This window comes from Curtobacterium sp. 8I-2 (assembly GCF_902506155.1).
Taxonomy (GTDB): domain Bacteria; phylum Actinomycetota; class Actinomycetes; order Actinomycetales; family Microbacteriaceae; genus Curtobacterium; species Curtobacterium poinsettiae.
This window is the reverse complement of record NZ_LR732827.1, coordinates 60,615-77,810: the sequence shown is the minus strand read 5'-3', so window position 1 is coordinate 77,810 and position 17,196 is coordinate 60,615. Positions and strand designations below refer to the sequence as shown.

Here is a 17,196-nt window from a genome sequence, read left to right as displayed (position 1 = left end):
CCCCCGACGCCCCACCAACGGCATGTCGTGACCACTCGGCGGGCCGACACGCCGCTCGGGCGCCGACCGCCCGCCGCCCGCGCCAGCCCCTAACGCGTCCGCTGCCGCCGCACCGAACCCGTGACGACACCGATCGACCCCGTGACCGTCTGGATCGCCCGCCCGACGACCGGCACCGACGTGGTGACGACCGCGAGCGACGACGTGATGGCCTCGATGGACGAGGTCGACAGGTGCTCCTGCGCGTGCGAGTGCACCGGGAACCCACGGCGCGCCAGCACGACGACCCCGAGCGCCCCGACGAGCACCGCGGCGCCGGCGAACGGCAGGTACTGCAGCCCGACGATCCCGAGCGCCTGCCCGCCGAACGCCGCACCACCGGCGATGCCGATGTTGGACGCGCCGTTGACCAGTGCGCCGGCGATGTCGGGGGAGACGCCTCCGGCGCGGATCGCCGCGGCCATGAAGAGCGTGCCCGTGGTGCCGTTCGCGGCCATCCAGACGCCCGCGACGACCATCGTCCCGATCAGGGAGACGTGCACGAACGGCATCGTCGCGAAGGCCACGGCCATCACGGCGACCGAGGCGATCAGGGTCTGCCGGGGCGCACGGTCCACGAACATGCCGGCGAGCCAGAGCCCGACGACACCGGTGCCACCGAGCACGAGCAGCGCCCCGCTCACCATGCCGGCATCGAGCCCGGCGTCGATCGCGTACGGCCCGATGTAGGTGTAGACGACGTAGTGCCCGGCGAAGAGCAGCATGTCGGCGATCACGACGGACAGCAGCCCGGTGCGTGCCCAGGCCTTCGGTGATCCGATGTGCGGCGACGAGGCACCGCGGACGGCGGGCAGGAACAGCAGGGCGACGATCGCGAGTGCCGCTGCGGCGACCCCGACGGAGAACACGGCCTGGCGCCAGCCGATGTGCTGCGCGACCCAGGTCGCGAGGGGCACGCCGAGCACGAACCCGAGCGAGCTGCCGGAGTACACGAACGCGATCGCGCGGCCGGCCAGCCGCGGCGGCACGATCCGGGTGGCGTACGCCGAGGCGACCGAGAAGAACAGCGCGTGCGCGATGCCGCCGACGACGCGTCCAGCGCAGACCACGGCGAACGACGGTGCGAGCGCGACCATCAGGTTCGACACCGTGTAGCCGACGAGCGTGGCGACGAGCACGGTCTTGCGCGGCAGCTTCGCGGTGAACGCGGTGAGCGGCAGCGCGAGGATCGCGACGGCGGCGGCGTACACGGTGATGACGATGCCCATGGTGGCCTCGGTGACGCCGAGGTCGGCGCTCATCGTGCCGAGCAGCCCGACGGGCATGAGCTCGGTGGTGATGGCGAAGAACGTGGCCAGTCCGAGGACGGCGATGCCGACGATCGACTGGCTGGTGACGGTGATCGGCCGCGTGTGGGTCGACACGGCCGAGGTGGTGGTGTTGGTGGACACGCTGCTGACCTCCTCCGAGGCACGGTGGAGCGCGCGACGATGCCGATCGTTCTGACGGCGGTGACCTGGAGGGTCTGCGGGGCGCGCTCGCTGGCGGATGTGGATGATGTGGGTACGACTCCACGACGAGTGCGCTCATCCAGTGTTGCACGATGGAACGTCTCTCGCGAGGGCATCCAGCACATTTGTCGGAGCGCTCCAACGAAACACTCAGCTCCCGACCGCTCGCTCAGTACTCGTTCGTCACCCGACCCTGGACCCCACCGCCGCGCAGCTCGATCGTCAGCGTGCCGCTCCTAGACTGCGCCGACATCGACACTGAACCGTGCAACGCCGCCTGTCGCGGGAAGCACGCCGTCGACGACTCGATGCGGTCCGCCGTCGCCACCAGGCAGATCGTCGACCGGTCCGTCCCGATGCCGGCCCAGACGTTCCATGGGGTCTCGGCGGTCCCGCCGTCGAGCGCCCGGTTCGTGAAGACCAGTCGCGTCGTGTGCAGGCTCACGGGCGCCGCGACCGGCCCCGGCAGCTGGTCGGCGTACGTCTGCGGCACGTCGAGCAGCTGCTCGAGCGTCACCGTCCCCGCCGTCGGCGTGACGCTCGGCGCGGCTGCGACGTCGGGCTGCGCGGTCCCGACGAGCGTCCCGGCCGCGAACGCCACGCCCACCGCCGCCGCCGCGCCGCCCGCGATCCAGGCGCGTGGTCGCTCCGTCCACAGCCACCGACGCCACCGGGTGCGAGCGGTCGGCACGGCCTGGAGGCCCGGCTCGCCTCCGCCGTCACCCCGCGCCTCGTCGACGTGGTCGCCCCCACCGCCGTCGGTCGGCTCCGGCGCGTCGGCTGCAGCGGGCACGGCCGCCGCGCCGGCGGGCGCGGGTACAGAAGCCGGCACTGGCCCGGCCACGGGCCCTGGACTCGACCGCGCTGCGGACGGGGCCGACGTGCGGGCCGGTCCCGGGCCTCCCGGCAGTGGATCCCGTGCCGTCGCGACCGGGCGCCTGCGCGGTCGCCGTCCGCGCTCCAGGTCCTGCAGCGCGATCCGGGCGCGCGCCGCGTCCGCCGGGCTCGACCCTGCTCCCCAGGCGACGGCTTCGAGCCGTGCCCGTTCCGCTGCCACGTCGTCGTGGGCCATGCGCACTCCCGCTCTGCCGGTCGCGTGGACAGGTCCATCGTGGCACCGCCCGGCCGTGCGCGCGCACCCAGAACGAGGGAGTAGGCGTGGTGCATGAGCACCGACCCCACGCCGCAGCACGACGCCGACGCCGACGCCGAGACCCTCGAGCCGCTGAGCCACGACACCCAGTCCGGCGAGGCCGACTACGTGGCGACCAGCCCCGGCGGGACCGGCACGGAACGCCACGTGCCGACCGCCGACGAGGAACAGGGTCGCGGCACCGAGTACGACCCGGTCGACCAGGGCCCGCAGCAGGAGGGCCAGGGCGGCTAGCGGACCACCCGGCGCAGCACGGCGCGTTCCCCGTACGTCCAGGCCGCACTCGTCACGACGTAGAGCGCGGCGGCGAGCGGTGCGATCGCCGCGAACACGACCGTGACGAACGGCACGTACCGGCCGACGGCGACCGTCGCGGCGGCCCCGGGCGTGCCGGGCTCCGGCGCCGCCACCGGGTTCCAGTGCAGGTTCGACCGGCGGCTCAGCTCGACGACGACCGCGAGCACCGCCAACAACACCAGCACCACCCAGGCGTGCACCCACAGCGGCGACGTGAGCGTGACGATCAGGGAGTGCCCGAGCGGGACCCCGACGAACGTGGCGTCCAGCAGGGTGTTCGCGGTGCCGCCGATCGATGCATGCGTGAACAGGGCGTAGACGAGCGACACCACGGGTGCCTGCGCGAGGACGGGCAGGCAGCCGGCCAGCGGCGAGACCTTCTCGTCCGTGTAGAGCTGCTGCATCGCGCGCTGCAGGCGCTGGGTGTCGCGGCCGTACCGCTTCCGCAGCGCCGCGAGCTGGGGTGCGAGGCGCCGACGGTCGCGCTCGGCCCGCACCTGCAGCACGGACAGCGGCACGAGCACCAGGCGGACGGCCAGGGTGAGGAGCACGACGGCGATCGCCGCGGCGAACGAGCCGGCGACGGGGGACAGCGCCGCGGTGAGCGCGGCGACGAGGTCCGCGCCGCCGTGCAGCAGCGGGCCGACGAGGGGCAGGGTGGACAGGTCCATGACGGTTCCGATCGGTGGTGGGTCAGCGGGGTGCGCGTGCGGCCCGGCCACCGGTCGGTGGTCAGGCCGGGGTCGCGACCCCCGGTGCCCGCGAGCGGACGTGTCCGTCGGCGTCGGGGTGGCTCCACCCGATGCGGGTGACCAGGTCGGGCACGGCGGTCCGATCGGACATCGACGTCGATCCGACGCCGATGACGGCCGCCAGCACCGCGACGAGCAGGCGTGCGACCACCACGGTCACGGCGACCGCGGTCAGTCCGAGCGCCGCCACCGCCAGCAGGGGCAGGACCCCCGCGGCGGGGTCACCGAGCACCAGCGCGGCGGTGGCGCGGAGCACGAGCAGGACGGCGGTCATGGTCCGTTCAGCGTAACGCCCGCGTGCCGTCGAGGACCGGAAGGTGCGGCGGGGGAGGATCACGGCATGACCGCAGGTTCGCCGAGCACCCCAGCGACCGTCGCGCTCGAGGCGGCCGGGGTCCCGTACACGCCGCACGTGTACGAGCACCACGAGAGCGCCACCAACTTCGGCGAAGAGGCGGCCGCCGCCCTCGGCCTCCGCGAGGAGCAGGTCTTCAAGACCCTGGTCGTCTCGGTCGACGGCGCACTGGCGGTGGCGATCGTGCCGGTGGCGAACCGGCTCGACCTCAAGGCCATCGCCGCGGCGGTCGGGGGCAAGAAAGCGACGTTGGCCGATCCCGCCCTCGCCGAGAAGCGCACGGGCTACGTGGTCGGCGGCATCAGTCCGGTCGGCCAGAAGACCCGGCTCCGCACCGTGCTCGACGAGTCAGCACTGTCGTACGCGAGCATCTTCGTGTCCGGCGGACGTCGCGGCTTCGACGTCGAGGTGGCGCCGACGGACCTCGCGCGGATCACCGAGGCGGTCTCCGCACCCATCGCGCGGACCTGAGTCGAGTCGCCGCAAGTTCATTCCGGAACCGGGAATGACACGGTCCCTCCTGCGTTGCATTGAGTCGAAGGCACTCAAGTTCCCAGGAGGTCCCTTTGCCAGAGACGTTCGGCCCGACCGGTAGCAACGACTCGTTCGACGAGTTCCTCGCCCGCCTGCTCGCGGCACAGCGCACCGGTGACCAGCAGCGCGTCCGCGCGTTCGGTCGACCGGTCGACATCACCCGGCTGCTCAGCCGCCGGACCCACGAGCTGCTCCAGCACACCGCCGAGTTCGCGCTCGCGCAGGGGCAGCGCGAGATCGACGCACTGCACATCCTGCACGTGCTCGTCCGCACCGAACCGTTCGACGCCGTCGTGCGTTCCGCCGGGGTCGATCCCCAGCGACTCGCCGAGGAGATCGAGCAGCGCCTGCCGATGGCGCACGAGCCGCTCGCCGAGCAGCCCAGCCGCCCGGCGCTGACCGGCACCGCCCAGCGCATCCTCGTCGAGGCGACGCAGGCCGCGCGGGGCTTCGGCAGCACCTACACCGACCCCGAGCACGTCTTCTTCGCGCTCGTGATGGACCAGGAGACCGTGACCGGCCAGCTGCTCGCCAGCGCCGGGGTCACCCCGCAGGTCATGCAGGACTACGCCCAGCAGGCCGCGGCAGCAGCACGAGCGGGGCGCTCCATGCCAGGAACCGCTGCGACGACCGGAACGGCCGAGTCCGGTTCCGACAGCGACACCCCGACGCTCGACCAGTTCGGCACCGACCTGACCGAGCGCGCCCGTGACGGGCACGTCGACCCGGTGATCGGCCGCGCCGACGAGATCGAGCAGACCGTCGAGATCCTGCTCCGCCGCACCAAGAACAACCCGGTGCTGATCGGTGCGCCCGGCGTCGGCAAGACCGCGATCGTCGAGGGCCTCGCCCAGCGCATCGTCGACGGCGACGTCCCCGCCCTGCTGCAGGGCAAGCGGGTCGTCGCGCTCGACCTGCCCGGCATGCTCTCCGGCACCCGGTACCGCGGCGACTTCGAGGAGCGCCTCACCACGGCGATGGACGAGATCGCGGCGCACGCCGACGAGCTCATCGTCTTCGTCGACGAACTCCACACCGTCGTCGGCGCCGGTGGCGGCGGCGAGGGCGGCTCGATGGACGCCGGCAACATCCTCAAGCCCCGGCTCGCCCGCGGCGACCTGCACCTGGTCGGCGCGACGACGCTCGACGAGTACCGCCGGATCGAGAAGGACGCCGCGCTCGAGCGCCGGTTCCAGCCCGTCACGGTGGGGGAGCCGAACGTCGAGGACGCCGTCGCGATCCTGACCGGCCTCGCCCCGCGCTACGAGGAGCACCACGGCGTCGCCTACACGCCCGAGGCACTCCGCGCCGCGGTCGAGCTCTCGCACCGCTACGTGACCGACCGGCACCTGCCGGACAAGGCCATCGACCTCGTCGACCAGGCCGGTGCACGCCGCCGCCTCGCCCTGTCGGGCGACGTCGACGTCGAGGCACTGCGGGCCCAGGTCGCCGACCTGACCGCCCGCAAGGACAGCGCGGTCGCCGAGGAGCACTACGAGGAAGCGTCCGACCTGCGTGACGAGATCGTCGGACTGGAGGCCCGGATCACCGCCGCCTCGTCGGCGGACGCCAGCCAGACCTCCCGTCCGGAATCCGCGGACACGTCGATCACGGAAGCCGACATCGCCGCCGTGGTGTCCCGTGCCACCGGGATCCCGGTGACCCGACTCGGCTCGGCCGACAAGACGCGGCTCGCCGCGCTCGAGTCCGAGCTGCGCGACCGCGTCGTCGGCCAGGACGACGCCGTGCGGGCGATCGCCAAGGCGGTTCGGCGCAGCCGGACCGGCATGGGCGACCCGCGTCGTCCGGTGGGCAGCTTCCTGTTCCTCGGACCGACCGGCGTCGGCAAGACCGAACTCGCGAAGGCCCTGGCGTCGTCGCTGTTCGGTGACGAGTCCGCCATGCTCCGCTTCGACATGAGCGAGTTCGGCGAACGCCACACCGTGTCGCGCCTGGTCGGTGCCCCTCCCGGGTACGTCGGCCACGACGAGGCCGGCCAGCTCACCGAGCGTGTCCGTCGCAACCCGTACTCGGTGATCCTGCTCGACGAGGTCGAGAAGGCCCACCCGGACGTCTTCAACCTGCTGCTGCAGGTGCTCGACGACGGCCGGCTCACCGACGGTCAGGGGCGGACGGTCGACTTCCGGAACACCGTCGTCATCATGACGTCGAACATCGGCTCGGAGTTCCTGGCCTCCCGCTCGGGAGCGCTCGGGTTCTCCCCGGTCGGTGCCACGGACGGCTTCGCCGAGGACGACCTGCGGGCCCGCGTCATGGGCAAGCTGCGCGAGGCGATGCGGCCCGAGTTCATCAACCGCATCGACGAGATCGTGCTGTTCCGCAAGCTCGACCGGTCCCAGATCGCGTCGATCGTGTCCCTGCTGCTGCAGGACACGGCGCTCCGGCTGGTCGCACAGGACATGTTCCTGTCGGTGTCCGACGCCGCGGTCGCCTGGCTCGCCGAGCACGGGTACGAGCCGGAGTACGGCGCCCGTCCGCTCCGTCGGCTCATCCAGCGCGAGGTCGACGACCGCATCGCGACACTCGTGGTCGAGGGCGGGGTGACCGCGGGTGACACCGTGCGGATCGACGTCGAGGGTGACTCCCTGACGGCGAGCGTCGCGGAGCACGCCGCGGTCTAGTCCGCTCGCACGCACGGCGGAGGCCCGGTACCGATTCGGTACCGGGCCTCCGCCGTGCTCCGTACGTGCTCCGTACGTGCACCGTGCGTGCTCCGTCACCCGGTGCGAGGTTGCCCGCACCGTGCAGGCCTGCGATCCCGCACCGAGCACGCAGGCTGCCACCGGTCCGCCGACAGCGCACGGTGCAGCCGGCAGGCCCGGCGCCGGTGCACGACGGGAACTCTGCACGCAGCTGGCGAGTCGGCGCGAGAACACGAACCTCGCACCGTGATCGGCCTGTTCGGGAATGCAATTCCAGACGTTTTCCGAAAAAGGGGTTGCGCTCCGATTTGCGGTGCCGATAGTGTTCACTCGTCGCGAACGGTCGAACATTCGACCCGGACGACTCCGCCAGCTCGAGACCGAAAGGGGGCCGACCATGATGATCTCCGCAACCACTCCGTTCCGTGGAATCCGTGGACGCGTCGGTACCCCGTTCCGCGTCCGCTGACCCGGGGCGTCCCACTCTCCTGACATCTGTGCCTCCGGGCACCCTGCGCTGAGCCGATCTGGCTCGTGCAGCACCGGTTCGTTCGTCCGACGAACGGCTCGACGGCACGTCGATGCGTCCCGTCCGATCTGTACGGACGACGCCGGAAGAATGTCGGTGGGCAGTGCGACGCTCTCGGTGTCGACGCGCATTCCGCGATCGTTGTCCGAACATTTCCGGACCATCCCGGAGTGCATTCTCACGCATTCAATTCCTGCTGCCCGCAACCCGGGCGGATTCGTCCTGCCCGACACCCGGGCAGCTCTGCCGTGCTCTGAAGGGGAACACCGTGACCACGAAGACCACCACCCGTCCACCCGATACCCGCGCGGTGCGCCGCCGGGTCTCACTCGCCGACCGCATCGCACTCCGCGTCGGGATGTCGCTCATCATCTGGAGCCGACGCACCCGCAAGGAGCGGCCCGAGATCGACCTCGCCACGCTGGCCCGCCTCGAGCGGGAACGCCGACAGCGCGAGACCGACTGGATCACCCAGGGCGCCGCGATGCGGATGTGGCGCTGACCGCAGGCGCTGTCGCCAGCACTGTCGTCGGCACTGTCGCCAGCACTGTCGTCGGCGTCACGCACGCACGGTGCGTCCTTCCGGAGCCCGTGCGGCCTGAACGGCTCGGTGCGAGGAAACAACCTCGCACCGAGCCACCTTCGGTGAACCGTCCGACGGAACCCGCACCGTGCAGCGCACGGTGGGGCCCGCACGAGGCGACCAGCCTCGCACCATGCGCCGACGTGTCGGACGCAGCCCGGGCCTCCCGTACCGTTGGCGGGTGACCGAAACCGCAGCTGCACTCGTCGAACGCCTCACCGCCCTCGTGCCGGACTTCCCGAAGCCGGGGGTGCTGTTCCGCGACGTGACGCCGGTGTTCTCGGACGCCGTCGCCTTCGGTCGGGTGTGTGAAGCACTCGCGGCACCGTTCGCGGTCGGGGCCGGCTTCGACGCCGTCGCCGGCATCGAGGCCCGTGGCTTCGCACTGGCCGGGGGCATCGCCGCCCAGCACCAGGTCGGTGTGCTCACGGTGCGCAAGGCGGGCAAGCTCCCCGGCGAGGTCCTGAGCGAGCAGTACGCGCTCGAGTACGGCGAGGCCGAACTCGAACTGCGACCGGGTCAGCTGCCCGCAGGCACGCGGGTGCTCGTCGTCGACGACGTCCTGGCCACCGGGGGGACCGGAGCCGCGACCATCACGCTGCTCGAGCGCGCCGGCTACCAGGCGATCGGCTTCGCAGCGCTGCTCGAGCTCGACGGCCTGAACGGACGCGAGCGCCTCGAGCCGCGGCTGCCCGTCGCGACGCTCGGCGCCGTCCCAGCCTGAGCGCCGACGGCCGAGCAGCGCCCGCGGCCGTCCGCACGCGAGCACGTCTCGCACTAGTCTTGACGCACCATTTCGATCGAGGAGTCCCATCATCGTGACCGAGTCAGTCGCACCCGCGCCCGCCGAGCTTCCCCAGGCACCCGAGCCCCGGACCGCGACGACGACCACGACCGGCACCGAGCTCTTCGACGGTGCGCGCGGCATCGTCGCCATCCGCGTCGACGGCGTCCTGAAGGACCTCGCGGCGGACGTGCAGGCCGGTGAGACCGCTGAGCCCGTCACCCTGCAGGAGCAGGACGGGCTCGACATCCTCCGCCACTCGGCCGCCCACGTGCTGGCGCAGGCCGTGCAGCAGATCAACCCGGACGCCAAGCTCGGCATCGGTCCGCCCGTCACCGACGGCTTCTACTACGACTTCGACGTCGCCGAGCCGTTCACCCCCGAAGACCTCAAGGCGATCGAGAAGGGCATGGACCGCATCGTCAAGCAGGCCCAGCGCTTCCGTCGCGTCGTCGTCACCGACGAGCAGGCACGCGAGCTGATGGCGGGGGAGCCGTACAAGCAGGAGCTCATCGGCCTCAAGGGCGCAGCGAGCGACGGCGACTCCGGCGAGAGCGTCGAGGTCGGCGCCGGCGAGCTGACGGTGTACGAGAACGTCGACCCGAAGTCGGGCGAGGTGCTGTGGCAGGACCTCTGCCGCGGCCCGCACGTCCCGCACACCCGTTGGATCGGCAACGCCGCGAAGCTCATGCGCGTCGCCGCTGCCTACTGGCGTGGCTCCGAGAAGAACCCGCAGCTGCAGCGCATCTACGGCACCGCCTGGCCCGACAAGGACCAGCTCAAGGCGTACCTGGTGCGCCTCGAAGAAGCCGCCAAGCGTGACCACCGCAAGCTCGGCGCCGAACTCGACCTGTTCTCGTTCCCCGACGAGATCGGTTCCGGCCTGGCGATCTTCCACCCGAAGGGCGGCATCATCCGCCGCGAGATGGAGGACTACTCGCGCCGTCGGCACGAGGAGAACGGCTACTCGTTCGTCTACACGCCCCACATCACCAAGGGCGACCTGTTCGAGACCTCCGGGCACCTCGGCTGGTACAAGGACGGCATGTTCCCGGCCATGCACATGGACGAGGCACGCGACGAGGACGGCAACGTCACCCGCCAGGGCGCCGACTACTACCTCAAGCCGATGAACTGCCCGATGCACATCCTGGCGTACCGGTCGCAGCCCCGCTCCTACCGCGACCTGCCGCTCCGGATGTTCGAGTTCGGCACGGTGTACCGCAACGAGAAGTCCGGCGTCATCCACGGCCTCACCCGCGTGCGCGGCCTGACCCAGGACGACGCGCACATCTTCACCACGCAGGAGAAGATGAAGGAGGAGCTGACCACGACCCTCGCGTTCGTGCTCTCGCTCCTGCGCGACTACGGCCTCGACGACTTCTACCTCGAGCTCTCCACGAAGGACCCGGAGAAGTACGTCGGTGACGACGAGATCTGGGACGTCGCGACGGAGACCCTGCGCCAGGTCGCCGAGGAGTCCGGTCTCGAGCTCGTGCCGGACCCGGCCGGCGCCGCGTTCTACGGCCCGAAGATCTCCGTGCAGGCCCGCGACGCCATCGGGCGCACCTGGCAGATGTCGACCGTGCAGCTCGACTTCAACCTGCCCGAGCGGTTCGGCATCGACTACACCGCCGCCGACGGCTCGCGCCAGCGTCCGGTGATGATCCACCGCGCGCTGTTCGGTTCGATCGAGCGCTTCTTCGGTGTCCTCACCGAGCACTACGCGGGTGCGTTCCCGGCGTGGCTGTCGCCCGTCCAGGTCGTCGGCATCCCGGTCGCGGCCGAGTACGGCGACTACCTCGACGAGGTCATCGCGAAGCTCCGCACGCACGGCGTCCGCGCCGAGGTCGACCACTCGGACGACCGCATGCAGAAGAAGATCCGCACGCACACCAAGGCGAAGGTGCCGTTCCAGCTCATCGCCGGTGGCGACGACCGCGACGCCGGCGCCGTCAGCTTCCGCTTCCGCGACGGTCGCCAGGACAACGCGGTGCCCGTCGACGAGGCCGTGGACCGCATCCTCACCGCGATCCGCCAGCGCACGCAGGTCTGATGGCACAGTCGGGAGGCCCGGAGCAGGCCGCGGGGACCGGTCACGTCGACGACGTGGCCGGCCCCACCGCCGCCGCGGGCTCCGAAGGTGCGGACACCGATCCGCTGGTGATCCGCGACGCGGCCACCGGTGCAGCCGTCCCGGACGCGTTCCAGCGGCTCTGGAACCCGCACCGGATGGCCTACATCGACGCCGGCCGCGAGGGCCGGGGTCGCGGGCACGACGACGACTGCCCGTTCTGCGAAGCACCACGGAAGTCCGACGAGGACGCCCTGATCGTCGCCCGGGGTGAGCACGCCTACGTGCTGCTCAACCTGTTCCCGTACAACAACGGGCACCTGCTGGTCTGTCCGTACCGGCACGTCCCGCTCTACGACGAGGCGACGCCGGACGAACTGCGCGAGATCGGCGAGCTGACCCAGACCGCGATGCGGGTCCTGCGCGAGGTCTCGCACTGCGACGGCTTCAACATCGGCATGAACCAGGGCGAGGTCGCCGGCGCCGGGGTGGCCGCACACCTGCACCAGCACATCGTTCCGCGGTGGCAGTCCGACGCGAACTTCTTCCCGATCATCGCCCGGACGAAGTCGATGTCGCAGATGCTCGGCGAGACCCGTCGACTCGTCGCCGACGGGTGGCCCGGGGCGCACTAGACTGGTCGGCATCATGAGCGACAGCACCAGCACCTCCGGCACCCCTGGCACCTCGATCACCGGCTCCGACCGCGTCAAGCGCGGCCTGGCCGAGATGCTCAAGGGCGGCGTGATCATGGACGTCGTCGACGCCGAGCAGGCCCGCATCGCGGAAGAAGCCGGTGCGACCGCCGTCATGGCCCTCGAGCGCGTCCCCGCGGACATCCGTGCGCAGGGCGGCGTCGCCCGCATGTCCGACCCCTCGATGATCGAGGAGATCATCGCCGCGGTGTCGATCCCCGTCATGGCGAAGGCCCGCATCGGCCACTTCGTCGAGGCGCAGGTGCTGCAGGAGCTCGGCGTCGACTACATCGACGAGTCCGAGGTGCTGTCCCCGGCCGACTACGTCAACCACATCGACAAGTGGAAGTTCACCACCCCCTTCGTCTGTGGTGCCACCAACCTGGGCGAAGCGCTCCGCCGCATCACCGAGGGCGCAGCCATGATCCGCTCCAAGGGCGAGGCCGGCACGGGTGACGTGTCCGAGGCCACCAAGCACATCCGCACCATCGCCAAGGAGATCGCGGCGCTCCGCAACCTGCGCGACGACGAGCTCTACGTCGCCGCCAAGGAGCTCCAGGCCCCGATCGACGTCGTGCAGGAAGTCGCCCGCACCGGCAAGCTCCCCGTCGTCCTGTTCACCGCCGGTGGTGTCGCCACCCCGGCCGACGCCGCGATGATGATGCAGCTCGGCGCCGACGGCGTGTTCGTCGGTTCCGGCATCTTCAAGTCCGGCGACCCGGCGGCCCGTGCCGCTGCGATCGTCAAGGCCACGACCTTCCACGACGACCCGAAGGTCATCGCCGAGGTCTCCCGAGGTCTGGGCGAGGCGATGGTCGGCATCAACGTCGCCGACGTCCCCGCACCGCACCGCCTCGCCGAGCGTGGCTGGTAGTCCGACGAGCGGTGCTCGGCCCCGCGTCGGGGTCCTGGCGCTGCAGGGTGACTTCCGGGAGCACATCGCCTCGCTGACCGAGCTCGGCGCCGACGTGGTGCCACTCCGTCGTCCGGAGGAGATCGAGACCCTCGACGGTGTCGTGATCCCCGGCGGCGAGTCGAGCGTGATGGACAAGCTGTCCCGCGCGTTCGGGGTCGCCGAGCCCCTCGCCGACGCGATCCGTGCCGGGCTTCCCACCTACGGCACCTGCGCCGGGATGATCATGCTGTCGTCGCGGATCACCGACGGCATCAGCGGGCAGCAGACCCTCGACGTGCTCGACACCACGGTGCGGCGCAACGCGTTCGGTGCGCAGAACGACTCGTTCGAGATCGACATCCCGATGCCCGACCTGGGCGAGGCACCGGTGCACGCGGTGTTCATCCGCGCCCCGGTGGTCGAGCAGCGCGGTGGCGACGTCCACGTCCTCGGCGCCCTGCCGGACGGCCAGGTCGTCGCGGTGCAGCAGGGCAACGTCATCGCGAGTGCGTTCCACCCCGAGGTCGCTGGCGAGGACCGCTTCCACCGCCGGTTCCTGGACCTGGTCCGCACCGCCTGACCGCGGGGCACGTCGACGTCGGGGCACGGCGACGCCGAGCACCGACCACGGAGCACCGAGCGAAGAACCCTGCCCGTCGGTCAGACGACGCCGAGTGCCGTCGCGACCTGCAGGCCGACGGCGCCCACCGCCCCGGTGGCGAACACGCCCGCGAGCACGGCATCCACCACGGCCCGCGGTCGGCGTCGTCCGTCGTCCGCGCGCAGGAGCTCCGCCGAGTACCGGAACACGAACACCCGCGCGGCGAGCAGGAGCGGTACCGACCAGGCTGCCCAGGTGGCGACGGACGGCGCCGACAGTGCGACGTGGAGCCAGGCGGCGAGGGCAGCCAGGCCCCCGAGGAGCGCTCCGGTCCGGTCGCTGTCGTCTTCTCTGCGGCGTCCCCGATCGGCGACCGGTCCGGCCCACAGCCCCGATCGCACCTGCGTCCGCCGCAGGGCGATCGTGATCGCGCTCCGCGCGGCCGACTCGAGCAGGAGGGCGACGGCGAGGACCGCGACGAGCGCGGCGGCAGCGTCGCCGTCCGGTGGCACGGTGCCGGTGAGCAGCACCACCGCGACGACGGTGCCGACGATCCAGGTGACGGCCGTCAGCACGAGGACGACCGGGACGAGCGGGATGCGGCGCACGGTCCGGCGGAGGAGGCCGCGGGGGAACGCCACGAACGAGCCCACCTCGACCACCAACACCCAGAGGGCCCCGACTCCGGTCACGCCCCAGCCGAGCGTCTTCATCACGACGTTCGCGCCGCCGCCCGCCGCGACGTGGGCGCCGAGGACCGAGGCGAGCAGCAGCCAGGTGACGACCGCCACCGGGATGGACACGAGGTTCCAGACCCCGTGGTCCACGCGGCGGAGGGCCTCCCACGACCTCGGGTGCTGCGCGAGCACCTGCGCCGCGTTGGCGACCCGCCCCGGCGCAGACAGCACCGATCCCGCCGCGAGCATCACCCACTCGTCGTTCGGATCGAGTTCGAGGGCGCGATCCAGTGCGGCGGTCGCCCGCGCCCGGTAGGTCTCGTCCGTCCAGGCCAGGGCACGGTAACAACCGGCGGCGTCAGCGAGGAGAACGGCGTCGTGCGGGGCCAGTTCGAGTGCCCGGTCGAGGGCGGCCGCGGCCCGCGGCACGTCGGCGAGGGGCCAGATCTGCTCCTCGGTGATGGTGCGCTTGGCCCGGGACCACCGGGTGTACGCGAAGGCCCAGAGCAGGTGCGCCTGCGCCCAGTCGGGGCTGCGTTCGAGCAGGCGGTCGGCGGCGCGCTTGGCCTCGACCCGCTCCTTGGTCTCGAGGAGTGCGTTGATCCGGGTCCACATCGCGCCGGCGTGCTCGGGGTCGATGGCCAGCGCGCGTTCCGCCGCGACCCGGCTGGACGCGTGGTCGTGCCGCGCCCGTTCGGCTCGGGCGAGGCTCGCCCAGAGCCGCACGTCGTCCGGTGCGTCGGCGACCGCCGCCGTGAGCACCGTCCTCGCCTCGTCGGGACGCCCGAACCCGAGCAGGGCGTCCGCGCGTTCGACGACGACGTCGACGGCGTCCACCATCAGAGCTCGCGCTCCTCGCGCAACCACTCGGCCATGTCGTCGTACTCGCCGCTGCTGTTCGAGTACTCGGCCACGTTCCGGGCGGCCTGCACCCAGGGGCCGATGGAGGGCTTGACCTCCTTGAGGGCGTCGCGCAGGTCGGGCATCCGCACCGGTCGCACGGCACCGGACCGGATCGAGTCGGTCATCGCCTTCTCGGCAGCGGTCGTGACGAGGTGCTCGAGGTCGGCGCCGGAGAACCCACGGGTCCGTCGGACGAGGTCCTGGAGGTCGATGCCCTCGATCGGGCGCTTCTGCAGGTGTCCTCGGAGGATCGCCTCACGGGCGTCCTCGTCCGGTGGGCGGACCAGGACCATCCGGTCGAACCGGCCCGGGCGCTTCAGCGCGGCGTCGACGTCCCACGGGTGGTTCGTCGCGGCGAGCACGTAGACGCCGTCGTTCTGCGAGTCGACGCCGTCCATCTCGACGAGGAGCTGGTTCACCACGTTCCGGAACGACGACGACGTGTTGCCGCTGCGCTTCCCGCCGATCGCGTCCATCTCGTCGAAGAACAGCACCGCGGGGGCGTGGCGCCGTGCCTCACGGAAGACGCGGTGCACGTTCTTCTCGCTCTCGCCGATGAACTTGTCGAGCACGTCCGTCAGCGTCACGGACAGGAAGTGCGCACCGAGCTCGCCGGCGATCGCGCGGGCCAGGAACGTCTTGCCGCACCCGGGCGGCCCGTACAGGAGCAGGCCCCCGCGGAGCTGCTTGCCGAACGCGGCCGCGATCTCCGGGTGCGCCATCGGCTGCAGGAAGGACTCGTCGATCCGGCGCTTCACGGCCTCGAGGCCACCGACGTCGGCGAGTCGGACGGTCTCACGCCGGACCTCGACCACGGGGTCGGCGTCCTCGGGCACGGCCGCGACCGTCTCGCCGTCCTCGGTAACCGCCCGCTCGAGGAACGGCGCTTCGGTCGGGTCGGCGATCGACCGCTCCAGCGCCGACCAGTCGATCCCGTCGCCGTGCGTCGGCGTCGCCGGGGCCGCCGTCGGCTCGCCGCTGCCGTCCTCGCCCCCGCCGTCCTCGCCGCTCCCGTCCTCGCCGGGGCTCTGCGGACCGACAGCTGGTGAGGCCGCGGCGGCGAGGGCGGACGCCCGCACGATCCCGGCGGCCTGCTCGTCGTCCGGTGCCTGCTGCAGCACGGTGCTCGCCTGCTCGATCGCCTCGCCGTGCCGCCCGGCGTCGGCGAGCAGTTCGGCGTACCGCAGGCGCAGCGCGCGGTCCTCGGGCAGCGCGGTGACGGCCGCGGCGAGTGCGGACAACGGATCGGTCATGCGTCCCCCCTGGTGGTTCGTTCCCTGCCGGACCATCGTAGGGCGGTGGACGCGACCGCCCACCGGATCCGCGCCGGCATGACGGAGCCGCGCCGTGCCTCCAGGCCGGTGGACGGCCCGTGGGCCGCTAAACTGAGCGGGACTTTCCGCAATACGCAAGGAGAACCGTGTCCGGGCATTCCAAGTGGGCAACGACCAAGCACAAGAAGGCCGTCATCGACCAGCGCCGTGCCAAGTCGTTCGCCAAGCTGATCAAGAACATCGAGGTCGCCGCGAAGATGGGCGGTGCCGACATGTCCGGCAACCCGACCCTGGTCGACGCCGTGCAGAAGGCGAAGAAGACCTCGGTCCCCAACGACAACATCGACCGCGCCGTCAAGCGCGGTGCGGGTCTCACGGGCGAGACCATCGAGTACACGACGATCATGTACGAGGGCTACGGCCCGAACGGCGTCGCGATGCTGATCGAGTGCCTCACGGACAACAAGAACCGTGCGGCGGCCGAGGTCCGGACCGCGATGTCGCGCAACGGCGGCACCATGGCCGACCCGGGCAGCGTCGCCTACAACTTCTCGCGCAAGGGCGTCATCTCGGTCACGAAGACCGACGGCCTGGACGAGGACACCGTGATGACCGCGGTGCTGGACGCCGGCGTCGAGGACGTCATCGACCAGGGCGGTGGCTTCGAGATCATCACCGAGGCGAGCGACCTGGTCGCAGCCCGCACGGCACTGCAGGACGCCGGCATCGACTACGACTCCGCCGACGCCGAGTTCGTGCCCGGCCTGAAGGTCCCGGTCGACGCCGAGACCGCCCGCAAGGTGTTCCGTCTGATCGACGCGCTCGAGGACTCGGACGACGTGCAGAACGTCTACTCGAACTTCGACATCCCCGCGGACGTCCAGGCCGAGCTCGACGAGGACGAGGGCGAGTAGCC

16 protein-coding genes are annotated in these 17,196 nt (G+C 71.5%); 10 read left to right on the top strand and 6 right to left on the bottom strand.

The window, feature by feature from the left end:
- Positions 1-89 precede the first annotated feature (89 nt).
- On the bottom strand, positions 90-1,451 hold the full coding sequence (locus BOSE127_RS04055; protein WP_159556267.1) for an MFS transporter: 1,362 nt from the start codon (positions 1,449-1,451) through the stop codon (positions 90-92).
- Positions 1,452-1,680: 229 nt separating this feature from the next.
- Positions 1,681-2,304 (bottom strand): hypothetical protein, encoded by a 624-nt coding sequence (locus BOSE127_RS04050; protein WP_017887372.1) that lies wholly within the window; start codon positions 2,302-2,304, stop codon positions 1,681-1,683.
- A 372-nt stretch (positions 2,305-2,676) separates the two neighbouring features.
- Here BOSE127_RS04050 and BOSE127_RS04045 point away from each other — a divergent pair, with 372 nt between their 5' ends.
- Positions 2,677-2,898 carry a hypothetical protein gene (locus tag BOSE127_RS04045; protein WP_042537189.1) on the top strand — a complete coding sequence of 74 codons (222 nt, stop codon included), beginning with the start codon at positions 2,677-2,679 and terminating at the stop codon, positions 2,896-2,898.
- Here BOSE127_RS04045 and BOSE127_RS04040 read toward each other — a convergent pair.
- The gene (locus BOSE127_RS04040) at positions 2,895-3,632 is read right to left on the bottom strand and encodes a YidC/Oxa1 family membrane protein insertase (RefSeq protein WP_017887370.1); all 738 of its coding nucleotides are present in this window, start codon (positions 3,630-3,632) and stop codon (positions 2,895-2,897) included. The genes BOSE127_RS04045 and BOSE127_RS04040 overlap by 4 nt on opposite strands.
- A gap of 61 nt (positions 3,633-3,693) precedes the next feature.
- Complete coding sequence (locus BOSE127_RS04035; protein ID WP_017887369.1) at positions 3,694-3,987, bottom strand: hypothetical protein; 294 nt, start codon at positions 3,985-3,987, stop codon at positions 3,694-3,696.
- A gap of 66 nt (positions 3,988-4,053) precedes the next feature.
- Between BOSE127_RS04035 and ybaK the strand changes: the two genes are divergently transcribed.
- The 8 genes from ybaK to pdxT all read left to right on the top strand — a co-directional run bounded on the left by ybaK (position 4,054) and on the right by pdxT (position 13,405).
- Positions 4,054-4,539 (top strand): Cys-tRNA(Pro) deacylase, encoded by a 486-nt coding sequence (gene ybaK / locus BOSE127_RS04030; RefSeq protein WP_042537191.1) that lies wholly within the window; start codon positions 4,054-4,056, stop codon positions 4,537-4,539.
- A gap of 95 nt (positions 4,540-4,634) precedes the next feature.
- On the top strand, positions 4,635-7,244 hold the full coding sequence (locus BOSE127_RS04025) for an ATP-dependent Clp protease ATP-binding subunit (protein ID WP_159556266.1): 2,610 nt from the start codon (positions 4,635-4,637) through the stop codon (positions 7,242-7,244).
- An 818-nt stretch (positions 7,245-8,062) separates the two neighbouring features.
- Positions 8,063-8,296, top strand: a complete 234-nt coding sequence (locus BOSE127_RS04020; RefSeq protein WP_159556265.1) for a hypothetical protein — start codon at positions 8,063-8,065, stop codon at positions 8,294-8,296.
- A gap of 262 nt (positions 8,297-8,558) precedes the next feature.
- Positions 8,559-9,101 carry an adenine phosphoribosyltransferase gene (locus tag BOSE127_RS04015; protein ID WP_017887364.1) on the top strand — a complete coding sequence of 181 codons (543 nt, stop codon included), beginning with the start codon at positions 8,559-8,561 and terminating at the stop codon, positions 9,099-9,101.
- 94 nt (positions 9,102-9,195) lie between these two features.
- Positions 9,196-11,217, top strand: coding sequence for a threonine--tRNA ligase (thrS, locus tag BOSE127_RS04010; RefSeq protein WP_201300429.1), 2,022 nt, complete (start codon positions 9,196-9,198; stop codon positions 11,215-11,217).
- The gene (locus BOSE127_RS04005) at positions 11,217-11,870 is read left to right on the top strand and encodes an HIT family protein (protein ID WP_236559500.1); all 654 of its coding nucleotides are present in this window, start codon (positions 11,217-11,219) and stop codon (positions 11,868-11,870) included. Before thrS ends, BOSE127_RS04005 begins: the two co-directional genes overlap by 1 nt.
- Positions 11,871-11,883: 13 nt before the next feature.
- Positions 11,884-12,804, top strand: coding sequence for a pyridoxal 5'-phosphate synthase lyase subunit PdxS (pdxS, locus tag BOSE127_RS04000; protein ID WP_159556264.1), 921 nt, complete (start codon positions 11,884-11,886; stop codon positions 12,802-12,804).
- Positions 12,794-13,405, top strand: coding sequence for a pyridoxal 5'-phosphate synthase glutaminase subunit PdxT (pdxT, locus tag BOSE127_RS03995; protein ID WP_159556263.1), 612 nt, complete (start codon positions 12,794-12,796; stop codon positions 13,403-13,405). The genes pdxS and pdxT overlap by 11 nt, the downstream gene beginning before the upstream one ends.
- Positions 13,406-13,485: 80 nt before the next feature.
- On the opposite strand, the gene BOSE127_RS03990 is transcribed toward pdxT, so the two are convergent.
- Entirely contained in the window at positions 13,486-14,943 is a 1,458-nt protein-coding gene (locus BOSE127_RS03990; protein ID WP_159556262.1) for a tetratricopeptide repeat protein, read from the bottom strand.
- Positions 14,943-16,259, bottom strand: coding sequence for an AAA family ATPase (locus BOSE127_RS03985; protein WP_056068651.1), 1,317 nt, complete (start codon positions 16,257-16,259; stop codon positions 14,943-14,945). The genes BOSE127_RS03990 and BOSE127_RS03985 overlap by 1 nt, the downstream gene beginning before the upstream one ends.
- 167 nt (positions 16,260-16,426) lie before the next feature.
- On the opposite strand from BOSE127_RS03985, the gene BOSE127_RS03980 reads away from it, so the two are divergent.
- Positions 16,427-17,194 (top strand): YebC/PmpR family DNA-binding transcriptional regulator, encoded by a 768-nt coding sequence (locus BOSE127_RS03980; protein WP_017887357.1) that lies wholly within the window; start codon positions 16,427-16,429, stop codon positions 17,192-17,194.
- Positions 17,195-17,196: the final 2 nt, after the last annotated feature.

Coding starts and splice junctions, on each gene's coding strand:
- BOSE127_RS04045 (WP_042537189.1), top strand. CDS start 2,677: ATGAGCACCGACCCCACGCCGCAGCACGACGCCGACGCCGACGCCGAG.
- BOSE127_RS04040 (WP_017887370.1), bottom strand. CDS start 3,632: ATGGACCTGTCCACCCTGCCCCTCGTCGGCCCGCTGCTGCACGGCGGC.
- BOSE127_RS04035 (WP_017887369.1), bottom strand. CDS start 3,987: ATGACCGCCGTCCTGCTCGTGCTCCGCGCCACCGCCGCGCTGGTGCTC.
- ybaK (WP_042537191.1), top strand. CDS start 4,054: ATGACCGCAGGTTCGCCGAGCACCCCAGCGACCGTCGCGCTCGAGGCG.
- BOSE127_RS04005 (WP_236559500.1), top strand. CDS start 11,217: ATGGCACAGTCGGGAGGCCCGGAGCAGGCCGCGGGGACCGGTCACGTC.
- pdxS (WP_159556264.1), top strand. CDS start 11,884: ATGAGCGACAGCACCAGCACCTCCGGCACCCCTGGCACCTCGATCACC.
- BOSE127_RS03990 (WP_159556262.1), bottom strand. CDS start 14,943: ATGGTGGACGCCGTCGACGTCGTCGTCGAACGCGCGGACGCCCTGCTC.
- BOSE127_RS03985 (WP_056068651.1), bottom strand. CDS start 16,259: ATGACCGATCCGTTGTCCGCACTCGCCGCGGCCGTCACCGCGCTGCCC.